Consider the following 19996-nt stretch of genomic DNA (forward strand, 5'->3'; position numbering starts at 1 on the left):
TCAGTCGTGAAACCGCTCAGCGCCGATGGTAGTGTGGGGCTTCCCCATGCGAGAGTAGGTCATCGTCAGGCCCTTATCGAAACAAGCCCCGAGCACCGAGTGTTCGGGGCTTTTTTATGGCCCGGCCCAGGGGCATGAAGGAATCGCTTCGGGATCCGGTGGCGGCACTGGACCACCTCGTGTTTCATGGGCACGAATTTGCATGGTAAAGAGGACATGACGCCTCAGGAACTACTGTTCTACTGTCGATCTGGGTTCGAGAGTGACCTGAGTGCTGAGTTGACCGATAAATCGGCCGCACTTGGCTGGGCAGGTTATCCGCAAGCGGCCCCGGATAGCGGCTACGTGCGTTTCGTCGTACTGGATGAGGAGCCGGCCAACCGGTTGCATCGGCAATTGTCCCTGGATGATCTGGTCTTTGCGCGCCAGAATCTGGTTGCACTCCCGCCCTTGGCTGCTATTTCTCGCGATGATCGACTGACACCGATCATCGAACAGGTGGTCGACAGTGGTTGGAGCTTTGACTCGGTATGGCAAGAAACGCCGGATACCAATGATGCCAAAGCCCTGCAAAGCTTGATCAAGGCTCTGGACCGCCCGTTGACCTCGTTGCTGAAGAAACGTGGGGCCTTGCGGCGCAAGGCTGGCGGACGGCGTCTGCATGTGTTCTGGACGGCTGGCGACTCGGTCCAGTTGGCCATGAGTTTTCCGGGCAATCGAAGCGAGCATCCGGGAGGCATTCCGAGACTTCGTTTTCCCCGTAACGCACCGAGCCGTTCGACATTGAAACTGGAAGAGGCGTGGCACACCTTTCTCCCCCGAGATGAATGGTCATCAAGACTCAATGAGTCGATGCAGGCTGCGGATCTGGGAGCAGCCCCCGGGGGGTGGACTTATCAACTGGTGGGCCAGGGAATGCATGTTTATGCTATCGATAACGGGCCCATGGCGCATTCATTGATGGCAACGGGACAAGTCGAGCACATCCATGCCGATGGTTTCAACTGGGTACCTCCTCAGCGTCTCGATTGGCTGGTGTGCGATATCGTCGATAGACCATCGCGTGTGACGGCCATGATCGAGCGTTGGTTGGTGAGTCGTTGGTGTCATGAGGCCATTTTCAATCTTAAACTGCCCATGAAACAGCGCTGGCCTGAAATCGAACGTTGTCTGTCAGGGTTGTCCGATGCGCTATATCGGGCAGGTGTCCAGGCAGAAATTCACTGCCGTCACCTGTATCATGATCGAGATGAAGTGACTGTCCATGTCCGTTTATTGACTTGACCGATATCAGCAATATTCGTAGACGCGGATCGTTTCATTTTCGGAGAGCAAGGGCAGCACATGTTGCATGACGCGCTCGCGTTCAGAACTGTGTAGCCAGTCTTTCCAAGCACTCAGGTCGCGCCACTGAGTGATCAGCAGGCGACGTCCAGGGTGATGACGCTCGCAAAGACTTTCTCCGGCAATGAAACCCTGGGCGTTGATCGAGGCGCGCATGGCCTCTCGAGCCGCCTGATCGTATTCTTCTTCCAGGCCGGGCATGATACGACGTTCGATGAGCACTTTGATCATGGTGCTGCTCCATCCGACAGTGGTACTTCATGTCTGACCATAGTCCAAACGGAAAGCAATAGAGAAGTGTCATGGATCCTATGTCCGATACCATTCCGGCTTCCGATGCCGAACTCGATACCTCCGGCCTGTATTGCCCGGAACCTGTCATGATGATGCATAACCGAGTGCGTGAACTGCAGACAGGGGATGTGCTTAAGGTGATTGCTACAGATCCGGCCACCACTCGCGACATCCCCAAGTTCTGTAGTTTCCTGGGACACGAACTGGTCCATCAATCGGAAGATCAAGGCACCTATCTCTATTTCATACGCTTGGGTTGACCCCCGGCCGGGCTGCGTTGCCGAGGGGTAGTTACCGTGCCACCATCAATGCCAATGCCTCCAGGGTGGCCGGGTCCTCCTGCTTGATACGGTTGGCTATGACGCGTTGAAAGAAATAAACGACTTGATGACGGCTATGCCCTGGGTATAGGCAAGGGTCGCCGGCCAATACCGGTGTCGATTCAATCCTGCTCTCGTCGACCAGCAGGGCCTCTATCTCGCCGTCGCTGAAGAGCCGCCATCCGAAGACTTGTTTGAGCTGCCAGGGCTGGTTGTCGCTATCCATGCAAAGCGCATGGGTCCCCAGGGTATCCGGCAATTGCTGTATCAGGGTGGGCTCTGAGGTCTCTTCATAATCGAAGTAGGCGGCAGCGTGCTCGATTTCCAGCACCTTGTGCTCGGGAGCGCTCTGGAATAGCTCCTCGGTTTCCGGATCCCGGTAACCGACAAAGTGGCCATGCTCCGAGTCGTTCAATTCATGACAGGAAGTCAACGCTTCCATCCAGGGAACGAGCCCGACCACATCACCATCCTCGCGCAATCCCCAGGCTAACAACGGCATGCCATACAACGTCTCCGGATCCGAGGCAAGGTGATAAATCATTTCCAGGCCATCGAGTTCGGGTGCCAAACGAATCATGCGGCGCTTGGCCTGTTGCCGTTTTCTCATCGCATCCAGGTCTATGACCTGTGCCGACCGGGGGGATAGTGGGGCGCCCATGATTACCCTCCTTGAACTTATGGTAACGGCATTGTTATGGCCTCGATTCACTATTAGCACAGACCGGCGTGAAAAGTTAAGCCCCGCAGCGTTTCTATGATCCCGTGGCGAGGGAATGGCATCGTGAGAGTAGCCGTTGCCAACTGGTTTCGTGCTGCTTTCTGGCCTTCATGAAGCGTTGCCAAGGGGCGTTCTGTGCATCCAGTGACAGCCATTCCCGACGATAAGCGTCGATGGCCGGACGAGAGACGGAATGCGCCTCAAGCAATGCATTGATAGCTGTCAGCCAGCGCTTTCCGTCCGTGCTCAGTCGCTGAAGATAGGGCATGAGCCGTTGGCGCACGAGATCGAGCAGTGGGGCGTCAGCGGTCTGCAACGGGCATTCATCCACGTCCTTCAGGGCGGTGTCGATGAGACGTCGGCTTTCCTCCAGACGTAGAGCCGCCAATTGCAGGGCACGCAGGATACGTGCACTCAAGGGCGTCCGTTGCAAGGTTTGCAAATGCCCTTCCAGTACGGACGACTCGGGTTGCCAGCCTGGGTCGAACTGATTGAGTGTTGCGCGACGCAAATAATCCAGCGCCTCCAGGGAGGCATCGAGCGGCGGGGAATCCTGTGGCGCCAGAGGCTCACTGGCGCGTGAAAAACTGTCGGCCCATTCACTGGAACCGAACAGGGCGTTCCAGCTTGCCTTGGGTAAGCGCTGCGTTTTCAGTTCGATGAGACGCTGCAACCTGTCGCGATCGTCATTATCGAGTGACTCGGGCACGTCGGAGTGCCAGCAGTCATTCAGGCGCCGCCATAATTCGAGCTCGTAGAGCCAACGCTGGCTGGGAGGGGCGACCTTGCCAAGCTGATTGTTACGTTGCGCGATCAACGATGTGATCTGGCATTCGCGCAAGGCATATATGTCGAGCAGCCCTTCTCGTATGTCGGGAATGTCGAAAAGTCTCGCCTGCTGATCGGGAAAGGCGCCAATATTGTCGGGGTCGCTTGCCGGCAGAGCCGCCACGTCCAGCGCGTCGTTCAACGCTTGCCGGTGTTCTTCGAAGAGCATCTCTGCATCATTGGGCTGACTGCACCCGGTCAAGAGTCCAAGGATGAGTCCCAGCAGTGCTATCCATTGGCCGTTGTGGCTAGCTCCGGGGAACCGCACGTCGACCATGGCTGACGGCCTTACTGATGGCATGCAACCGCCATCCGAGCAGCATGGCGGCAACCGTCAGTCCGGCGATCAGGCCGATCCAGTATCCATGTACCCCCAGCGGTTCCAGCCACTGCGATAGTCCGCGTGTACCTAACCAATGCCCGCCTCCCAGGCCGATTAACCAGTACGATATCAAGGTGATGACCATGATGATGCGAGTGTCCTTGTAACCGCGCAAGGCACCGGCCATGTTGACCTGGAGCGAATCCGAAATCTGGTAGAGCATGGCGAAGCCGATCAGAGACATCGCCAGTTGATGCACCGCCTGGTTGGTAGTGTAAAGACTGATGATGGTCGATGAGGTGAGCCACAGGATCAGATTGTTGAGTAATGCCACCAGCAAACAGACGACGATACCATTCCAGGCCACGAAGCGTGCTACGGGAGGCGGCGAGGCGCCCAGTGAGTGACCGACTCGCACGGTCAGTGCCATACCCAACGATAATGGCAACATGAAGAGAATGGACGTGTAATTCAGTGCGACCTGATGAGCCGCCACGGTAACCTCTCCGAGGCTGGCGATGAAGAGTGCGATCAGCGTGAACAGCGTGACCTCGACGAAAATGGAGACGCCGATCGGGACACCGACTCGGAGCAGTTCACGAATGCCGCTCCATTGAGGCGGCGTGGGCGAATGCCACAACGTGACGGGCGCATAGCTTCGACTGCGCTTGGTATAGACGACCATGGTGAGACACATGACCCACATGGATATCGCCGTAGCGATACCGCAGCCCAATGCCCCCAGGGCAGGCAGTGTCTGCAACGTTTCCGGTAATCCGTCGCCGGCGATCGCGACCAGACCCGGACCGCCATAGATCAGGACGTAATTAGCCGGCAGGTTGAGGCCCAGTCCTATCAGACTGATCCAGAGAGCAGGGCGGGTATGGTTCATGCCATCGGAGAATGCCCGCAAGGCTTGAAACAGTGCGATCCCAGGCATACCGAAGGCAATGGCAGCAAGGTAGGCTTCCGCGAGATCGGCCACGTCGTTCGGGACGTCCATCACGCGGAATATGGGGCTGACGGTGAACCAGAGCACTCCCCCTGCCAGGATGCCCAGCGTGAGCGCAATCCATAGGGCCTGATGCAGGTAAGGCCGGATACGCTGGGTTTCCTGGCCGCCGAGCAGTTGGGCTACGATCGGGGTCAACCCCATCAAGGTACCGGTCATGAAAAGCATCAAGGGTAGCCAGAGGCCGGAGCCCACCGATACGGCGGCTAGATCACTGGCGCTCAAGCGTCCCGTCATGATTACATCCACGGTACTCATTCCGGCCTGTGCCAGTTGGGCACCGCAAATGGGAAGGGCGAGACGCATCAGCAACCGAGTTTCCCGGCGGCTGCGAGTGAACCATTGAGCGTGCTGCGAAGCCAAGCGCTATCTCCGTTGGCGAGGGACCGATTTCTTCCTGATCGGCTGTCTTTGATAATATTGGCCATTGTTCAGCCGAAGGGGTAAGTCTAGCAAGACGTTGTCTTTTGTTGCTATCAACCAGAACTTCATTTCGTGTAATTCGTGTCACTCCACAGGATCATCCAGTGTCTCACCGCCTAGACGATATTATTGCGCTTTTCGATGGCCTTTTCATGGATAGTTATCGCACACGTTTGATACGTGGCGACGACGAGCCGCTCTATCTGCCGGCCGATAGTGAGTCTTCCTACCACCGGGTGATATTTGCGCATGGTTTCTACGCCAGTGCACTGCATGAAATCAGCCATTGGTGTATCGCCGGAGCCAGACGGCGTGGTCTCGAAGATTATGGCTATTGGTATGAACCCGACGGGCGCGATGCCGAGCAGCAACAAGCCTTCGAGTCGGTGGAAGTGGCCCCCCAGGCGCTGGAACTGTTGTTTTCCCGTGCCTGTGAGCACTCGTTCAACGTCAGTGTCGACAACCTTGGCGGGCCCCCGGTGGATAGAGACCGTTTCAGGCAGTGGGTCGAAGCGCGGGCGGAACGCTTTGACGCGGAAGGGTTGCCATGCCGGGCGGCGGCTTTTCGGGCAACACTCACGGCATTCTATCAGTGCCGGACCGGCAGGCAGGAAGCCATCAGCGCTGGTACGCAGTGGCTTCCCTCGCTGTCGGCGTCACTCAACTGAAGAGGGATCATCGCCGCGCAGGCGCTGGTGAAGCATCAACATTACCTGGACTTCCTCTTCAGGCTTCAACGGTTCGAATCCCAGCTCGCCGAACAATTCACCTCTAGCACGCGCCCACTCGTTGGCTGATATATCGTTATACAGAGAGTCGGCCGGGGCCAGTTCGATGAACGGGTCCATCCCGTAAGTATCGAACAATCGTGATAGGGCGGCTTCGTCGTCGTTGACCCCCGCCGTATACATCGTGGTGCTGAAATGGTCGTTTTCGAGTTCCCGGATCACGTCCAGCGGGCTCACCCCCAGGCTGTCCAGTTCTTCCCGGCTGTAACTTCCCAGTGCGCTCAATTCATCATCCAGCCAGGTATCGTCTGGCTGAATCAGGGTATGCTTGATACGTCCATCCGGCAGGGCCCAGGCAATGGCCAGCGGCAAGCTGTCATCGTCGCCGGTTTCAACGGCAATAAAACCAGGTAAATCGGACATATCATGCCTCTCCCGCACCTTGTGAACTCGTTGTGTGGTGATGGGCCAGTTCCCGCAATCCAAAGAACGCTTCGGTCGTCGCCGATGTGGCGTTGGCCAGGTCGACCTCCGCCATACCTCGCCAATGAGCGATTTCCCGTATGATCCAGGGTAGCAGTGCCGGTTCATGGCGCCTGCCCTTGAGTTTGGCAGGTAAATTGCGTGGCAACAGGTAAGGGCAGTCGGTTTCGACCATCAAACGGGTCAAGGGGATGCTGCCGACCAGGTCACGCAGGTGGTGGCCACGTCGTTCATCACAGAGCCACCCGGTCAGTCCGATATGGAGATCGAGATCCAGATAGCCGTGCAGGGTCTCGCGATCTGCGGTGAAACAGTGAATGACCGCATGCGTTATGTCATCGCGCCAGGCTTTCAGCATTTCGCGCATGCGCTGCCCTGCATCGCGCTCGTGAATGAAGAGAGGCAGGCCGGATTCGGCAGCAAGCTGTAACTGTGCTTCAAATGCGCCTTCCTGATGGCGTGGCACGGAAAAGTTCCGGTTATAATCGAGGCCGCACTCACCCACGGCCACGACTTCCGGTTGGCGCTGTAGTGCTGCCATGCGCTGCCCCAGTTCGTCAGACCATTGATCGGCGATATGGGGATGCAGCCCTGCGGTAGCGTACAGCCCTGCGTGCCTTCGAGCCAGGGCGACGGCTTGTTCGCTATGCGCCAAGTCAGTACCGGTCAGGATCAACGTATCGACATTGGCGTGTCGGGCGCGATGAATGACGGCATCGACATCGTGCTTGAAACTGTCATGGGTCAGGTTGGCGCCGATGTCGACCAGCGGCTGCGGCGACCGGAATCGCAGGGCTTCGGGCAAAAAGTCGTCAGGCTCGTTCGACGAATCCAAAAGGGTCCGCTCCTTTTATTGATGAAGACGTATTGTAACGATGCCACCTCCAAGCGGCCATGCGTTACAATGTCCGTTTTCAACTCGGCACGAGGTAAGTTCGTGGCACTGTTACGTCTTGAAGCGTTGCAATTGGCTTATGGTCCCCAAGTCCTGTTCGATAACGCCGACCTGGTCATGGAAAAGGGGGAACGACTGGCGCTGGTGGGACGCAACGGAACGGGCAAGTCGACCCTCATGAAGCTCGTCGCTGGCGATATCCTGCCCGATGGCGGCACTATCTGGCGTGCTCCTGGCCTGAAAGTCGGGGTGCTGGAGCAGGATTTGCCGGCGGCATCGGGTGAGACCATTTTCGATGTCGTGGCACAAGGGTTGCCGGAGGCTGGTGCCTTGCTGGCCGAGTACCATCACCTGGTGCTGTCAGCGGACCCGGACATGAATCGGATGGAGCGTTTGCAAACGCAGATCGAGTCGATCGATGGCTGGTCGTTCCATCAACGAATCGATACCGTATTGACTCGCCTGGGGCTCCCCGAGGATAGCGACATGACTTCTCTGTCGGGGGGGTGGCGTCGTCGTGTGGCGCTGGCCCGCGCCCTGGTGGCCGACCCTGACATGTTGCTGCTGGATGAGCCGACCAACCACCTCGATCTGGATACCATCGCCTGGCTCGAAGAGCAATTGCTGGCCTTCAATGGGGCCGTGCTGTTCATCACCCATGACCGTACGTTCCTGTCACGTCTGGCGACGGGTATTTTGGAGCTTGATCGCGGGCAATTGGGACGTTACCCCGGCGATTACGCGCAATATCAGGAACAGAAGACGCATGAGCTGGAAGTCGAAGCGCGCGAGAACGCTGAGTTCGACAAGAAACTGGCTCGGGAAGAGTCCTGGATTCGTCAAGGTATCAAGGCGCGCCGTACTCGGAACGAGGGGCGTGTCAGGGCTCTGGAGCAGATGCGCCGTGAGCGCAGCCAGCGTCGTGAACGGCAAGGGACAGCGAATCTCTCGGTCGATACCGGTGAGCGCAGTGGCAAGCGGGTCGTCGAGTTGTCACACGTCAGCCATCGTTACGGCGATGACTGGGTGATCCGTGACCTGAGCCTGGAAATTCAGCGTGGCGATCGCATTGGGTTGATTGGCCGCAATGGTGCGGGCAAGACGACGCTGCTGCAGATTCTGCTTGGTGAGCTGGCGCCGACGGAAGGCAAGGTTCAGATGGGAACCAAGCTGCAAGTGGCGTATTTCGATCAACTGCGTGCCGGCCTGGAACCCGAGAAGACTGTGTATGACAACGTGGCACAAGGTAGCGATCGTGTCACTGTCGGTGGGAAGTCCAAGCACGTCATGGGCTATCTGCAGGATTTTCTGTTTACACCGGAGCGGGCACGGCAACCGGTCCGAGCGTTATCCGGGGGGGAGTCCAATCGCCTGCTGCTGGCCAAGTTGTTTACTCAGCCGGCCAATGTGCTGGTCCTCGATGAGCCGACCAACGATCTGGACGTTGAAACCCTGGAGTTGTTGGAAGAACTGCTGTTGAATTTCGATGGCACCCTGTTGCTGGTCTCTCACGACCGCGCCTTCATGGACAACGTGGTGACGGGGGTGCTTGCCTTTGAAGGCGATGGCGTAGTGCGTGACTATGTTGGTGGTTATAGTGATTGGGTTCGACAAGGCGGCAAGCTGCCGCCGGCGCCGTGGGATGGCGGCGGCTCCCGGAACGCTGTCGACTCATCGGAAACGTCATCCCCGGCGACCGCTGCCGGCACAACGGCTCAGGCGCAACCGAAACCGAAACCCGAGCCGAAGAAGACGGCCAAGCTATCCTATAAATTGCAGCGTGAGTTGGACGCCTTGCCGGCGCAGATCGAGCGTCTGGAAAGCGAAGTCGCCGAGTTCGAAACGCAAGTCGGCGACCCGGCGTTCTACCAGCAGGATGCCGAGACCGTCACCGCGACGCTGGAGGCGCTATCGGCCAAACAGGCGGAATTGGATGAGGTCATGGAGCGTTGGATGGAACTGGAAGCCATGGCTGCCGGTAACGCATGACCTCATGCCGCTGCTCCCCGGCACAGGGAGCAGCGATGGAAGGAGGCCGGGTATTACTCGTCGGTCTCGCCGTCCTGACCGACACGTACCGCGAGCACGTCGCATTTGGCGCCATGTAGCACTCCGGTTGAGGTGGACCCCAGCAGTAGTGCAAAACCGTGACGACCATGCGAACCGACGACGATCAGGTCGACATCGTTATCGTCGGCAAAGCGATGAATCTCGGTATCCGGCATGCCGACTACGACATGTTGGTTTTCGCGCGCCACGTTGTGGGGATCGGCGATTTCGGCCAGACGCTGTTTGGCGTGATCGTCCAACTGATCCTGAATGCTGGTCAGATCCATGGGAATGTCACCGCCGTAGGCAAACCCTAGTGGCTCCAGCGTATGAATGATCGATAATCGGGCGTTGTTGCGCTCGGCAATGGGGAGTGCGCGTTCCAGTACCTTGTGCGAATCCTTGGTCAGGTCGACGGCGACCAGCACATGGTGATATTCATTGCTCATGGGTTGTCTCCCGGACATCGAACAAGTAGCGATTCGCTTCCCACTTTAGGTCGAATAGCGCCTGACGACAACGGTTTATCTCAACATATCAGCCCATTATCGTGCAGTGGCCCGCTGTCGGTCAGGCGGTTCTCGCTGCCGCTCCCGGGGGAGCGCCAATTTCGGAACGTTTCATGCAAAAAGTGAGGCACCCATGGAATGGTTAATTATCGTACTGGTCCTGATGCTGATCGTGTCGCCGGTGCTGTGGCTGAAACCCAAACCGCGCCAGAAACGGATTGCCGGCCTGCGCAATACGGTGATGAAAGCGGGGATCAAGGTAAAGCTGGACAAGCCGCCGTTGAACAATGATCCAGGCTTGATGCCCAGTTATCGCTGGCCGTATCCGGCGGATTACCCGGGCGCCACGTTCGTGCTGGTCAGGGAGGATGAAGCCAGTAATGCCTTGAAGGTATTCCGGCCGGGATGGCGTTGGCGTATCGAGCCGTTGCGTCCCCTGCCTGCTGGGGTCACGGAACGTCTCGAGTATCTGCTTACGCGTCTGCCCCGCGATGCGATTGTCATCGAGTCCAATCGTGAGGCGTTGAAGTTATGGTGGGATGAGTCCCAGGATGGCGAGCGTTTCACCAGCTACCTGGACGATTTCAACTACCTGCGCAAACACCTGGCTGGGCGTCCAGACGCTCCCGCGCCGCGCTGGCAAGGGTTTCAACACCTGCGTGATGGCGAACCCCGGGAGTAGGCCGCATCAGTTCTCGAGCGACTCCTCGCGTGACTGGATGTCCAGGCCATTGGATTCGATGCGCGACAGCAGACCGTCGAGTTGAGCGATATCGTCGTCACTCATGCCTGCCAGCATCTCGCGCCGGGCGTCTGCGACAATGGTATCGATTCGATTCAGTAATGGCGTGGCTTTATCTGTCAGGAAAACACGCTTGGTTCGCCGATCCTGGCCACAGGGACGTCGCTCGATCAGCCCCTGCTCGGCCAACTGATCCAGCGTGCGCACCAGAGAAGGCGCTTCGACACCGATGGCCCGCGCCAGGTCGCATTGCGCCTGCCCATCGCCTAGATGCGCTAGATGGTACAGCGTGACCCAGCGTGTCTGGGTCAGCCCAAGCGGCGCCAGTCGCTTGTCCAGGATCGCACGCCATAAGCGGGGTAAGCGTGCCAGTTTCAAACCGATGTTCTGATGCATGGCATTCCGAATTCGCAGACTAATAATTGCATTGTCCGAACCGTGCCTGTGTAATGCAAGTCCTACATCACACGGTAACCATCAGCTTCCGGGAATCAAGCGACGCCACTCCAATCCCGGTAGACCGGGCGGTGCGGTAATCTTGCCATCGGCGAGGACAGCATCGGTCGAGCCGTCTTCGACGGTGAAGCGAATCACCCCGATACGTTGGCCGGAGTTCGTCATGACATCGATACGCCACTGCCCTGTCGGATCCTCCGGGATATTTTTCTTGTGGGTCCAGGCGCGGTATCCCTGATCGCGTCCACCATGGATGATCAGGGGAATACGGTCGATCAACTCACCTTCATGATGCCATTCATGGTAGATCTTCTCACGCAAGCCGCGCGGTGCACGAATGGCAGTGTAGGCGTAGAGCCCTGTTGACTGAAGTTCCTCGGCACTCAGCGGAATTTCACCCTGAGGTTCGCGGGCTTGGGTATCGAAGCCCGGTGACAGGGCACTTCCGGTGATCCACAGGTTGGCGGGGGGTACCCAGGCGCGGCCGGCCCAGCCGGCGATCGCCAGCAGCATGGCCAGGCCGAACATGGCAAACCAACTGCTGACGCGTTTGGGACGCAACAAATGGATCAGGCTGGGGAGCGCGAACACGACCATCGCCAGCAAGGCGTAAATCAGGCTCTCGCCAGTCGTCAGATGCAACAGCGTGGGCAGTGTCACCAGGACGACCACGAAGACACACTGGGCATGAAAGGCGAAGTATACCCACCGGTAACGTTCGGCGAGCTTGAAGTAGAGGGGATCCAGGATCGACAGTGCGGCCATGCTCAGGACGAGAAGCGTAAAAATGGCTTGGCCGCTTGACCAGACGGTCGTCGCGAGCAGGAAGGGCAGACTGAAGAACAGTGTCTCCTGGTGAATCATCTGAGCAATGAACGCGGTAATGCCGCTTGGCAACGACGAGTAACCGTGGCGAACCAACAAACGGCCGATCAGGCTCTCTGACAGCAGCAGTACCCAGGCCAACAACATGCATAGAGCCAGGATGCCGCCCAGGGATTGCTGTCGATCGACCAGGAAGAAACTGGCCAGCCCTGCACAGAAAGCAATCGGAGGCCACAACCACGCATAGGGTCGCAAGCGGATTATGCCTCGGGTCAGGGCAACCTGTAGCGCATGTAATCTGGGTGACTTGCTGGCCGCTACGGCATCGTTCGCCGTGGTGCTGTCCGATGATGAAGAGGATGGTGTGGTCATGCGTGACGATGCGTTCCGGTAACGACAGTATCCATGGATGGTGCGAGACGCCGAATTCAGCGCATCCTAACAGGGAGGATGAGGCAGCGGGAGTCGAGAAAATGCGACACCCGGGAAAATCGATTTGAGGTCTTGACGTGGTCGGGCCACTGGATCAAGCTGACATTAATCAAACGGCCGTATGAAAACGTATCGTTCCGGTATCCAATCCTGTGGGGAGATTCCTTGATGATCTACCAAGGCAACGCCATAACGGTAGTGAGAGACGACGATGACATCGCTCTGCTCACGTTCGACCTGAAGGATGAGTCGATCAATAAATTGTCCAGTACCGTCGTGACTGAACTGGATGAGGCGTTACAGGCAATTCGCGGTGAAAGCGGTCTCCGGGGGTTGATCCTGGGCAGCGGCAAAGACGCTTTCATCGTCGGAGCCGATATCACCGAATTTCATGGTCTTTTCCAGCAAGGAGAAGACTATCTGGTCGAGATGAACCAGAAAGTGCACACCATCTTCAACGCGATCGAAGATATGCCGTTTCCCACGGTTGCCGCCATCAATGGGCTGGCGTTGGGTGGTGGCTGTGAAATCACGCTGACCACCGATTTCCGTGTCATGGCCGCAGAGGCCGAGATCGGTCTGCCCGAAACCAAGCTGGGCATTCTGCCTGGATGGGGCGGTTGCGTGAGGCTGCCCAGGTTGATCGGGGCCGACAACGCGATTGAATGGATTGCCGGTGGAAGCCAGAACAAGGCGGATGTCGCACTGGCCGTCGGGGCGGTCGATGCCGTCGTATCAGCCAGCCAACTCGAGGCGGCGGCACGCGATATCCTGTCCCGGGCCAACACGGGCGAGCTGGATATTCAGGCACGCCGTCGCGAGAAAACGGGGCCCCTGCATCTCAATGCCATCGAACAGATGATGACGTTCGAAACCGCCAAAGGGTATGTGGCCGGCAAGGCAGGGCCGCATTATCCGGCACCGATCGAAGCGATCAAGGTCATCCAGAAAGGGGCAGGCGAGAGCCGCGAGCGTGCTCAAGCGATTGAAGCCAAAGCCTTTGCCAAGCTGGCGTTGACCGATGTCTGTTATAACCTCGTCGGCCTGTTCCTCAATGATCAGGCTGTCAAGAAACAGGCAGGCCATTACGAGAAGCTCGGTCATTCGATCCAGCAGGCGGCGGTCCTGGGAGCCGGTATCATGGGCGGGGGAATCGCCTACCAGAGCGCGTCCAAGGGTACGCCGATCCTGATGAAGGATATCAAGGGCGACGCCATCGAGTTGGGACTCGAGGAAGCCCGCAAGCTATTCGGCAAACAGGTGGAACGGGGCAAGCTTACCAACGAGCAGATGGCTGAGCGTCTGACCAACATTCGACCGACACTCTCCTACGGCGATTTCGGCACAGTGGATCTGGTCGTCGAAGCTGTGGTCGAGAATCCCAAGGTCAAGGATGGGGTGCTGACTGAAGTCGAGGGATGGGTCGACGACAGCACCGTTCTGACCTCCAACACGTCGACGATCTCCATCAACCGGCTGGCACGGAATCTCAAGCGTCCCGAGAACTTCTGCGGCATGCATTTCTTCAATCCCGTACACCGCATGCCACTGGTCGAAGTCATTCGTGGCGAGAAGACCAGCGATGTCGCCGTGGGAACCACCGTGGCCTATGCCCGTGCCATGGGCAAGACACCGATCGTCGTCAACGACTGCCCCGGTTTTCTGGTCAATCGGGTTCTGTTCCCCTATTTCGGCGGTTTCAGCCACTTGGTGGAGCAGGGGGCCGATTTCGAGCATGTCGACAAGGTCATGGAGTCATTCGGCTGGCCGATGGGACCGGCCTACCTGCTCGATGTCGTGGGCATGGATACCGCGGTCCACGCCCAGGAAGTGATGGCCGAAGGCTTCCCGGACCGCATGGCACGTGATGGCAAAAACGCCATTCAGATCATGGTCGACAACGACCGTCTTGGCCAGAAGAACGGCAAGGGCTTTTACGCCTATGAGGAAGACAAGAAGGGCAAGCCGCAGAAAGTGTCCGATGAACGAGCGGGGGAACTGGTCGGCAGCCTGGTGACACAGAGACGGTCGTTCTCCGACGAGGAGATCATCGCCCGCCTGATGGTCCCGTTATGTCTGGAAACCGTGCGCTGTCTCGAAGACGGGATCGTCGGTTCACCGGCTGAAGCCGACATGGCATTGATCTATGGTATCGGTTTCCCACCGTTCCGCGGTGGCGCCATACGCTATATCGAGGCGAACGGCCTGGGCCCATTCGTCGATATGGCGGACCGGCTGGCCGATGAGCTGGGCTCACTTTATGCGCCGACCGACAAGCTGCGTCAGATGGCCCGATCCGGCGAGCGTTTCTACGCCTGAATCACCACGCGTTTTAGGGAGAATCTGCAGATGAGTTTGAATCCGAGAGATATCGTGGTGGTCGATGGTGTTCGGACCGCCATGGCCAAGGCCAAGAACGGCGCCTTCCGCAACGTGCGGGCCGAGAACCTGTCAGCGGCAGTGATGCAAGGGCTATTCGATCGCAATCCCGCTCTCGACCCCGCTGAGGTCGATGACGTGATCTGGGGATGTGTCAATCAGACCCTGGAACAGGCGATGAACATCGCTCGCAATGCGGCGATCATGACCGGCATACCGCGTAGCGTTCCCGCGCAGACCGTCAATCGCCTGTGCGGTTCGTCGATGAGCGCACTGCACATCGCTAGCGCCAACATCAAGGCCGGTATGGGCGACTTCTATATCATCGGTGGTGTCGAACACATGGAGCATGTGCCCATGACCCATGGTGTCGACGTCAATCCCGCCGCCAGCAAGTATGCCGCCAAGGCGGCGATGATGATGGGGCTGACCGCCGAACTGCTGGGCAAGATGCACGGTGTTTCCCGCGAAGAGCAGGACAGGTTCGGCGTGCGCTCGCATCAGCGTGCACTGGAAGCCAACCGGAACGGACACTTCGATAACGAGATCATCGGCGTCGAAGGACATGATGACCAGGGCTTTCGGATGCGGGTCCAGCACGATGAAGTCGTGCGTAATGATGCCAGTCTGGAAAAAATGGCCGAACTCAAGCCGGCGTTCGATCCGCGCAACGGTACCGTCACGGCGGGGACCTCGTCGGCGCTCTCGGTGGGAGCCGCCGGTATGGCGGTAATGAGCTACGAGCGTGCTCAGGCACTGGGGCTGGAGCCGATCGCCAAGGTCGTTTCCACCGGCGTGGCCGGGTGTGACGCCTCGATCATGGGGTATGGCCCGGTGCCGGCATCCAAGCAGGCGCTCAAGACCGCGGGGCTATCCACTGGCGATATTCAGACCGTCGAACTCAACGAGGCGTTTGCCGCCCAGTCGATTCCGGTGCTCAAGGATCTCGGCTTTCTCGATGCGCTGGATGAAAAAGTCAACCTCAACGGCGGCGCCATCGCGCTCGGCCACCCGCTGGGCTGCTCCGGGGCGCGCATCTGTACCACGCTACTCAACGTCATGCAGCAGCAGGGTACCACCCTGGGTCTTGCCACCATGTGTATCGGCATGGGGCAAGGGGTGGCGACGGTGTTCGAACGGCTCAAGTGAAACCTCTCTAGCGGCACCTCTGCGGGGTGCCGTTTCGCGTTCAGATGATGCCGCTGTCCAAGGCAGCCGCCATGTATGTCCCCAGCTCTTCGACCTGGTCGACAAAGAAATCCTGCCATTCGCCACGCAGCGTGAGCGGGTCCTGGACCCAGTGCCAGCTCAGCCCCGTGACGATACTTTCCACGGCACGCCGCGTGCCGGTGCCGTCGCGACCGGCGCGGATATAGAGTGCACATGGCAAGCCCTGTTTTTCCTCCAGTACCGGATAGTAACTGCGATCGAAGAAATCCTTCAGCGCGCCGCTCATGTAGCCAAGGTTCTCGGTGGTGCCGAGCAGGATGGCGTCACAGGCGCGGATATCGTTCGGTCCCGCATCCAGGGGCGCCTTGACCGTGACATCGACATTCTCGACATCCGGATGTCGAGCGCCGCGCTCGGCGGCCTCGCGCAATTTCTGGGTATTGGGAGAGGGGGCATGGGCCACGATGAGGAGTCGCTTGTTCATGACGTCATGGTGCCAGTCGCTCTGATCCGCGGCTAGTCATGGAAATGGCGCCCCGCCGTGGTTGCCGTGATGACTTCCTGACGAATCACGAAGTCGCCGAAATGCTCGCCTTCGATTCGCTCTCTGGCGTAGCGCTGGAACATCGGCGTGAGTGTCGCGAGGATCGTGTCCTCGTCGATGTTCTCGCGATACAGCTTATTGAGACGCTGCCCGGTGAAACTGCCGCCGAGATAGAGGTTATAACGCCCCAGCGCCTTGCCGACAAAGCCGATCTCGGCCAGGTAGGGGCGGGCGCAGCCGTTGGGGCAGCCGGTCATGCGAACGACAATCGCATCATCGGCCAATCCGGCATCGTGCATGGCGTGTTCCAGCTTGTCGATCAATGAGGGCAAATAGCGTTCGCTTTCCGCCATGGCCAGCCCACAGGTGGGAAAGGCAACACAGGCCATCGCTGACTGACGCAATGGCGAGACGTCCTTCACCATGTGGTATTTATCGATCAGGGCCATGATGTCGTCGCGCTTGTCATCGGCCACGTTGGTGATGATGAGGTTCTGGTTGGTCGTCAGGGCGATGTCGCCATCATGGATCCGGGCTATCTCGCGCATGCCGGTAAGCAGCTTCATGCCATTGGCGAAATCGGCGATACGGCCATTCTCGACGAACAAGCCGTAGTGCCAGGTGCCGTCGTCGCCCTGATACCAGCCGTAACGGTCGCCGTTGCTCTCGAAATGAAAATCGCGGGGCTCGCCCAGCGTGTATCCAAGGTGCCGTTCGACCTCTGCGCGGAACCACTCGATACCATGATCTTCGATAGTGTATTTGGTCCGGGCATGCTGGCGATCGTGTCTGTCACCGTTATCGCGCTGCACCCGCATGATCGCCTCGGCAACCTCGACGGCCTGGGCCGGAGTGCAGTAGCCGACGACATCGCTCAGCCGCGGAAAGGTGGCCGGTTCGCCGTGAGTCATGCCCATGCCACCCCCGATGCAGACAGTGAAACCCCGCAGTTCACCACCCTCGCTGTCGGCGATGAAGCCGACATCATGCGCGAATACATCAACGTCGTTTTCCGGAGGAACGGCTAGTGCAATCTTGAACTTGCGGGGTAGATAATGCTGTGTATAGAGCGGTTCCTGGGTTTCCTCGCCGCCGGCGACACGCTCCTCACCGAGGAATATCTCGTGATAGGCCCGAGAGCGAGGCAGCAAATGAGCGCTGAGCTCGTGCGCCAGGTCGAAAATCCGGCGATGAATCGTCGACCGGTGCGGATTGGCCGTGCAGATGACGTTACGATTCACATCACCGCAGGCGGCGATGGTGTCCAGCATGGCGTCGTTGATGGTCTGGAGATGCGCACGCAGGTTTTCCTTGAGCACGCCATGGTACTGGAACGTCTGTCGGGTCGTGATGCGCAGCGTGCCATTGGCGTAGCGTGAGGCGATATCGTCCAGAGTCAGCCACTGCGTCGCGGACATCAACCCGCCCGGCATGCGCAGGCGGACCATGAAGGAATACAGCGGTTCGAGCTTCTGGTGGCGTCGCTCGCTACGCAGGTCGCGATCGTCCTGCTGATAGAAACCGTGGAATTTGGTCAGTTGCGAGTCTGCGTCGCTGACGCCGCCACTGGCGCGGTCGGCCATGCTCTGGCTCAATGTGCCACGCAGGTAGTCGCTCTCTGCCTTGAGGCGTTCGTTGGGATGCAATTCCTCGAACGAGATATCGTGCAACTGCTGGATGATATCGGCCATCCTGATACCTCCGGTTCAATAGACGTCACGTTGATACCGTTTTGCCTGCTGGAGCTCGCGTAGATACTCCCTGGCACCCTCTTCATCGTACTTGCCTTCCGTTCGTATGGCATCGAGCAGGGCGCTGTGTACGTCTGCCGCCATACGCTCACCGTCACCGCAGACATAGAGGTGCGCGCCTTCCTGCAGCCAGGCAAACAGCTCGGCAGCGTGCTCGCGTATACGGTGTTGGACATAGACTTTCGCTTCCTGATCGCGGGAAAACGCCACATCGAGGTGCGTCAACAACCCCTGTTTTCGCCACTGCAGCATTTCGGCCTGATAGAGAAAATCGCTGCGGAAGCGGCGATCGCCGAAAAACAGCCAGTTGCGGCCCTGGGCGCCACGTTCTTCACGCTCCTGCAGGAAAGCGCGAAACGGCGCGATACCGGTTCCCGGCCCGATCATGATGATCGGCGTGTCATCGTCGTGTGGCAGCTTGAAGTTCTTGTTGCGGTCGACATAGATCGGCACCGTATCGCCTGGCTGTACCCGGTCGGCGAGATAGGTCGTCGCCACTCCCCCGCGTGCGCGTCCATGCGATTCGTAGCGTACGACGCCGACCGTCAGATGCACCTCGTCGGGGGCTGCCTGGTAGCTGGAGGCGATGGAATAAAGCCGCGGAGGTAACTTGCGCAGTGCCTGGGTAAACGTATGGGGATCGATCTCCTTGACCGGGAAATGTTCGATCACATCGATGATGTGGCGACCCTCCACCCAGTCGCGTAACTCGTCACGCGATTGTTGATCCATCAGACGACGCAGTTCGGCGGCATCGGACACCTCGGCCCAGTGCTCGAGAAATGGGCGGGTCAGCGTGGTGACTTCGAATTCGTGGAGCAGGGCATCGCGCAGAAGCCGCCCCTCACCGAGATCGGCATTGCCATCCAGGCGTAGGGTGTCGAGCAATTCATCGACATACGCCGGGTCGTTCTGCGGCACGACACCGATGGCATCGCCGGGCTCGAAGCTCAAGCCGGACTCTTCCAGTGACAGCTCGATATGACGGGTCTCCTTGTCGGAGTCACGACCGTTGAGCTCGATCGATTCGAGTACTTCGGCATGAAAGGGGTGCTTCTTCGAGTAAGTCGGTTGAGATGAGGCGTTGGCGGCAGTTGTCGGGGCAACCGCAGCCGGACCGGAACGGTGTTCATAGTGGTCAAGCACTGCCTCGATCCAGCGTTCGGCATCCTCCTCGTAGTCGATGTCGCAATCGACACGTTCGTGGATGCGTTGGGCGCCCAGTGCTGCCAGACGAGTATCGAAGTCCTTGCCGATCTGGCAGAAATGCTCATAGCTGGAATCGCCCAGGGCCAGTACCGAGAACCGCGTCTGCTCATCCAGCTTGGGTGCCTTGCGGCCATGCATCAACTCATGGAAGCCTTCCGCCGTATCGGGCGGGTCGCCATCGCCCTGGGTACTCACGACCACCATCAGATTGAGCGGTGCCTTGAACGTTTTCTTGCCGGCCTCGGCCATGTCAAGGAGGCGGACATTGAACCCCCGGGCCTTGGCTCGATCAGTGGCCAGTTCGGCAACACTTTCGGCATTGCCGGTCTGGCTTCCGTACAGCACGACGATTTCAGCGCTCTGCGTACCGGCTTCGGGTTGGGTAGTCGCACTCGAGGCGCCCTCATGCTGGGCTCCGAGCCCGGCGAGGTAACCGCTCAGCCAAGTCAGTTGATGAGTGTCGAGACCCTCTAGAGCGTCACTGAGGCGCTTTGCCTGTTCGGCACTCAGTGGGCTGTTGGTATCGAGCAGGGAGTGTTGTGTCATCAAGATAGCCTCAT

General features: G+C 58.7%; 19 protein-coding genes. 7 read left to right on the forward strand and 12 right to left on the reverse strand.

Annotated features, from left to right (window positions below):
• The first annotated feature begins 216 nt into the window (after positions 1-216).
• Positions 217-1284: a 23S rRNA (cytidine(2498)-2'-O)-methyltransferase RlmM gene (rlmM, locus tag FVV99_RS15435; RefSeq protein ID WP_148255119.1), complete on the forward strand. Its 1068-nt coding sequence runs from the start codon at positions 217-219 to the stop codon at positions 1282-1284.
• Positions 1285-1290: 6 nt separating this feature from the next.
• On the opposite strand, the gene FVV99_RS15440 is transcribed toward rlmM, so the two are convergent.
• Positions 1291-1575: an antibiotic biosynthesis monooxygenase family protein gene (locus FVV99_RS15440; protein ID WP_148255007.1), complete on the reverse strand. Its 285-nt coding sequence runs from the start codon at positions 1573-1575 to the stop codon at positions 1291-1293.
• 71 nt (positions 1576-1646) lie between these two features.
• Here FVV99_RS15440 and tusA point away from each other — a divergent pair, with 71 nt between their 5' ends.
• Positions 1647-1898: a sulfurtransferase TusA gene (gene tusA, locus FVV99_RS15445; RefSeq protein WP_148255009.1), complete on the forward strand. Its 252-nt coding sequence runs from the start codon at positions 1647-1649 to the stop codon at positions 1896-1898.
• A 31-nt stretch (positions 1899-1929) separates the two neighbouring features.
• Here the strand turns inward: tusA and FVV99_RS15450 are convergent, their stop codons facing one another.
• From FVV99_RS15450 to FVV99_RS15460, 3 genes are all read right to left on the reverse strand, one after another.
• Positions 1930-2619: a hypothetical protein gene (locus tag FVV99_RS15450; protein WP_148255011.1), complete on the reverse strand. Its 690-nt coding sequence runs from the start codon at positions 2617-2619 to the stop codon at positions 1930-1932.
• Between the two features lie 94 nt (positions 2620-2713).
• Positions 2714-3676 (reverse strand): DUF3080 family protein, encoded by a 963-nt coding sequence (locus FVV99_RS15455; protein ID WP_236645430.1) that lies wholly within the window; start codon positions 3674-3676, stop codon positions 2714-2716.
• A 79-nt stretch (positions 3677-3755) separates the two neighbouring features.
• The gene (locus FVV99_RS15460; protein WP_148255121.1) at positions 3756-5147 is read right to left on the reverse strand and encodes an MATE family efflux transporter; all 1392 of its coding nucleotides are present in this window, start codon (positions 5145-5147) and stop codon (positions 3756-3758) included.
• A 221-nt stretch (positions 5148-5368) separates the two neighbouring features.
• Between FVV99_RS15460 and FVV99_RS15465 the strand changes: the two genes are divergently transcribed.
• Complete coding sequence (locus FVV99_RS15465) at positions 5369-5932, forward strand: elongation factor P hydroxylase (protein WP_148255012.1); 564 nt, start codon at positions 5369-5371, stop codon at positions 5930-5932.
• Here FVV99_RS15465 and FVV99_RS15470 read toward each other — a convergent pair.
• On the reverse strand, positions 5921-6415 hold the full coding sequence (locus tag FVV99_RS15470) for a hypothetical protein (RefSeq protein WP_148255014.1): 495 nt from the start codon (positions 6413-6415) through the stop codon (positions 5921-5923). The genes FVV99_RS15465 and FVV99_RS15470 overlap by 12 nt on opposite strands.
• A 1-nt stretch (position 6416) precedes the next feature.
• On the reverse strand, positions 6417-7310 hold the full coding sequence (locus tag FVV99_RS15475) for a TatD family hydrolase (RefSeq protein ID WP_148255016.1): 894 nt from the start codon (positions 7308-7310) through the stop codon (positions 6417-6419).
• Positions 7311-7412: 102 nt separating this feature from the next.
• On the opposite strand from FVV99_RS15475, the gene FVV99_RS15480 reads away from it, so the two are divergent.
• Positions 7413-9359, forward strand: a complete 1947-nt coding sequence (locus tag FVV99_RS15480; RefSeq protein ID WP_148255017.1) for an ATP-binding cassette domain-containing protein — start codon at positions 7413-7415, stop codon at positions 9357-9359.
• Positions 9360-9412: 53 nt separating this feature from the next.
• Here FVV99_RS15480 and FVV99_RS15485 read toward each other — a convergent pair whose 3' ends face one another.
• Positions 9413-9868 carry a universal stress protein gene (locus tag FVV99_RS15485; RefSeq protein WP_148255019.1) on the reverse strand — a complete coding sequence of 152 codons (456 nt, stop codon included), beginning with the start codon at positions 9866-9868 and terminating at the stop codon, positions 9413-9415.
• A gap of 193 nt (positions 9869-10061) precedes the next feature.
• Here FVV99_RS15485 and FVV99_RS15490 point away from each other — a divergent pair, with 193 nt between their 5' ends.
• A complete protein-coding gene (locus FVV99_RS15490) occupies positions 10062-10610 on the forward strand; it encodes a preprotein translocase subunit YajC (RefSeq protein ID WP_148255021.1) in 549 nt (182 codons plus the stop codon).
• A gap of 6 nt (positions 10611-10616) precedes the next feature.
• Here FVV99_RS15490 and slyA read toward each other — a convergent pair whose 3' ends face one another.
• Positions 10617-11066 (reverse strand): transcriptional regulator SlyA, encoded by a 450-nt coding sequence (gene slyA / locus FVV99_RS15495; RefSeq protein ID WP_148255022.1) that lies wholly within the window; start codon positions 11064-11066, stop codon positions 10617-10619.
• An 81-nt stretch (positions 11067-11147) separates the two neighbouring features.
• Complete coding sequence (locus tag FVV99_RS15500) at positions 11148-12323, reverse strand: DUF5924 family protein (protein ID WP_148255024.1); 1176 nt, start codon at positions 12321-12323, stop codon at positions 11148-11150.
• Positions 12324-12551: 228 nt separating this feature from the next.
• On the opposite strand from FVV99_RS15500, the gene fadB reads away from it, so the two are divergent.
• Both fadB and fadA read left to right on the forward strand, forming a co-directional pair.
• Positions 12552-14702, forward strand: coding sequence for a fatty acid oxidation complex subunit alpha FadB (gene fadB, locus FVV99_RS15505; RefSeq protein ID WP_148255122.1), 2151 nt, complete (start codon positions 12552-12554; stop codon positions 14700-14702).
• 30 nt (positions 14703-14732) lie between these two features.
• Positions 14733-15911, forward strand: a complete 1179-nt coding sequence (gene fadA / locus FVV99_RS15510) for an acetyl-CoA C-acyltransferase FadA (protein WP_148255026.1) — start codon at positions 14733-14735, stop codon at positions 15909-15911.
• Positions 15912-15951: 40 nt separating this feature from the next.
• Here fadA and FVV99_RS15515 read toward each other — a convergent pair whose 3' ends face one another.
• The 3 genes from FVV99_RS15515 to FVV99_RS15525 are packed head-to-tail and all read right to left on the reverse strand — an operon-like array spanning position 15952 to position 19982.
• A complete protein-coding gene (locus FVV99_RS15515; RefSeq protein ID WP_148255028.1) occupies positions 15952-16416 on the reverse strand; it encodes a flavodoxin family protein in 465 nt (154 codons plus the stop codon).
• A gap of 32 nt (positions 16417-16448) precedes the next feature.
• On the reverse strand, positions 16449-18167 hold the full coding sequence (locus FVV99_RS15520) for an NADPH-dependent assimilatory sulfite reductase hemoprotein subunit (RefSeq protein WP_148255030.1): 1719 nt from the start codon (positions 18165-18167) through the stop codon (positions 16449-16451).
• A 15-nt stretch (positions 18168-18182) separates the two neighbouring features.
• Positions 18183-19982, reverse strand: a complete 1800-nt coding sequence (locus FVV99_RS15525) for an assimilatory sulfite reductase (NADPH) flavoprotein subunit (protein ID WP_148255031.1) — start codon at positions 19980-19982, stop codon at positions 18183-18185.
• Positions 19983-19996: the final 14 nt, after the last annotated feature.

This window comes from Aidingimonas lacisalsi (genome assembly GCF_008079445.1).
Classification (GTDB): domain Bacteria; phylum Pseudomonadota; class Gammaproteobacteria; order Pseudomonadales; family Halomonadaceae; genus Aidingimonas; species Aidingimonas lacisalsi.

Coding starts and splice junctions, on each gene's coding strand:
- FVV99_RS15515 (WP_148255028.1), bottom strand. CDS start 16,416: ATGAACAAGCGACTCCTCATCGTGGCCCATGCCCCCTCTCCCAATACC.
- FVV99_RS15485 (WP_148255019.1), bottom strand. CDS start 9,868: ATGAGCAATGAATATCACCATGTGCTGGTCGCCGTCGACCTGACCAAG.
- FVV99_RS15490 (WP_148255021.1), top strand. CDS start 10,062: ATGGAATGGTTAATTATCGTACTGGTCCTGATGCTGATCGTGTCGCCG.
- FVV99_RS15450 (WP_148255011.1), bottom strand. CDS start 2,619: ATGGGCGCCCCACTATCCCCCCGGTCGGCACAGGTCATAGACCTGGAT.
- FVV99_RS15460 (WP_148255121.1), bottom strand. CDS start 5,147: ATGCGTCTCGCCCTTCCCATTTGCGGTGCCCAACTGGCACAGGCCGGA.
- fadB (WP_148255122.1), top strand. CDS start 12,552: ATGATCTACCAAGGCAACGCCATAACGGTAGTGAGAGACGACGATGAC.
- rlmM (WP_148255119.1), top strand. CDS start 217: ATGACGCCTCAGGAACTACTGTTCTACTGTCGATCTGGGTTCGAGAGT.
- fadA (WP_148255026.1), top strand. CDS start 14,733: ATGAGTTTGAATCCGAGAGATATCGTGGTGGTCGATGGTGTTCGGACC.
- FVV99_RS15440 (WP_148255007.1), bottom strand. CDS start 1,575: ATGATCAAAGTGCTCATCGAACGTCGTATCATGCCCGGCCTGGAAGAA.
- FVV99_RS15525 (WP_148255031.1), bottom strand. CDS start 19,982: ATGACACAACACTCCCTGCTCGATACCAACAGCCCACTGAGTGCCGAA.
- FVV99_RS15500 (WP_148255024.1), bottom strand. CDS start 12,323: ATGACCACACCATCCTCTTCATCATCGGACAGCACCACGGCGAACGAT.
- FVV99_RS15520 (WP_148255030.1), bottom strand. CDS start 18,167: ATGGCCGATATCATCCAGCAGTTGCACGATATCTCGTTCGAGGAATTG.
- slyA (WP_148255022.1), bottom strand. CDS start 11,066: ATGCATCAGAACATCGGTTTGAAACTGGCACGCTTACCCCGCTTATGG.
- FVV99_RS15455 (WP_236645430.1), bottom strand. CDS start 3,676: ATGCTCTTCGAAGAACACCGGCAAGCGTTGAACGACGCGCTGGACGTG.
- tusA (WP_148255009.1), top strand. CDS start 1,647: ATGGATCCTATGTCCGATACCATTCCGGCTTCCGATGCCGAACTCGAT.
- FVV99_RS15470 (WP_148255014.1), bottom strand. CDS start 6,415: ATGTCCGATTTACCTGGTTTTATTGCCGTTGAAACCGGCGACGATGAC.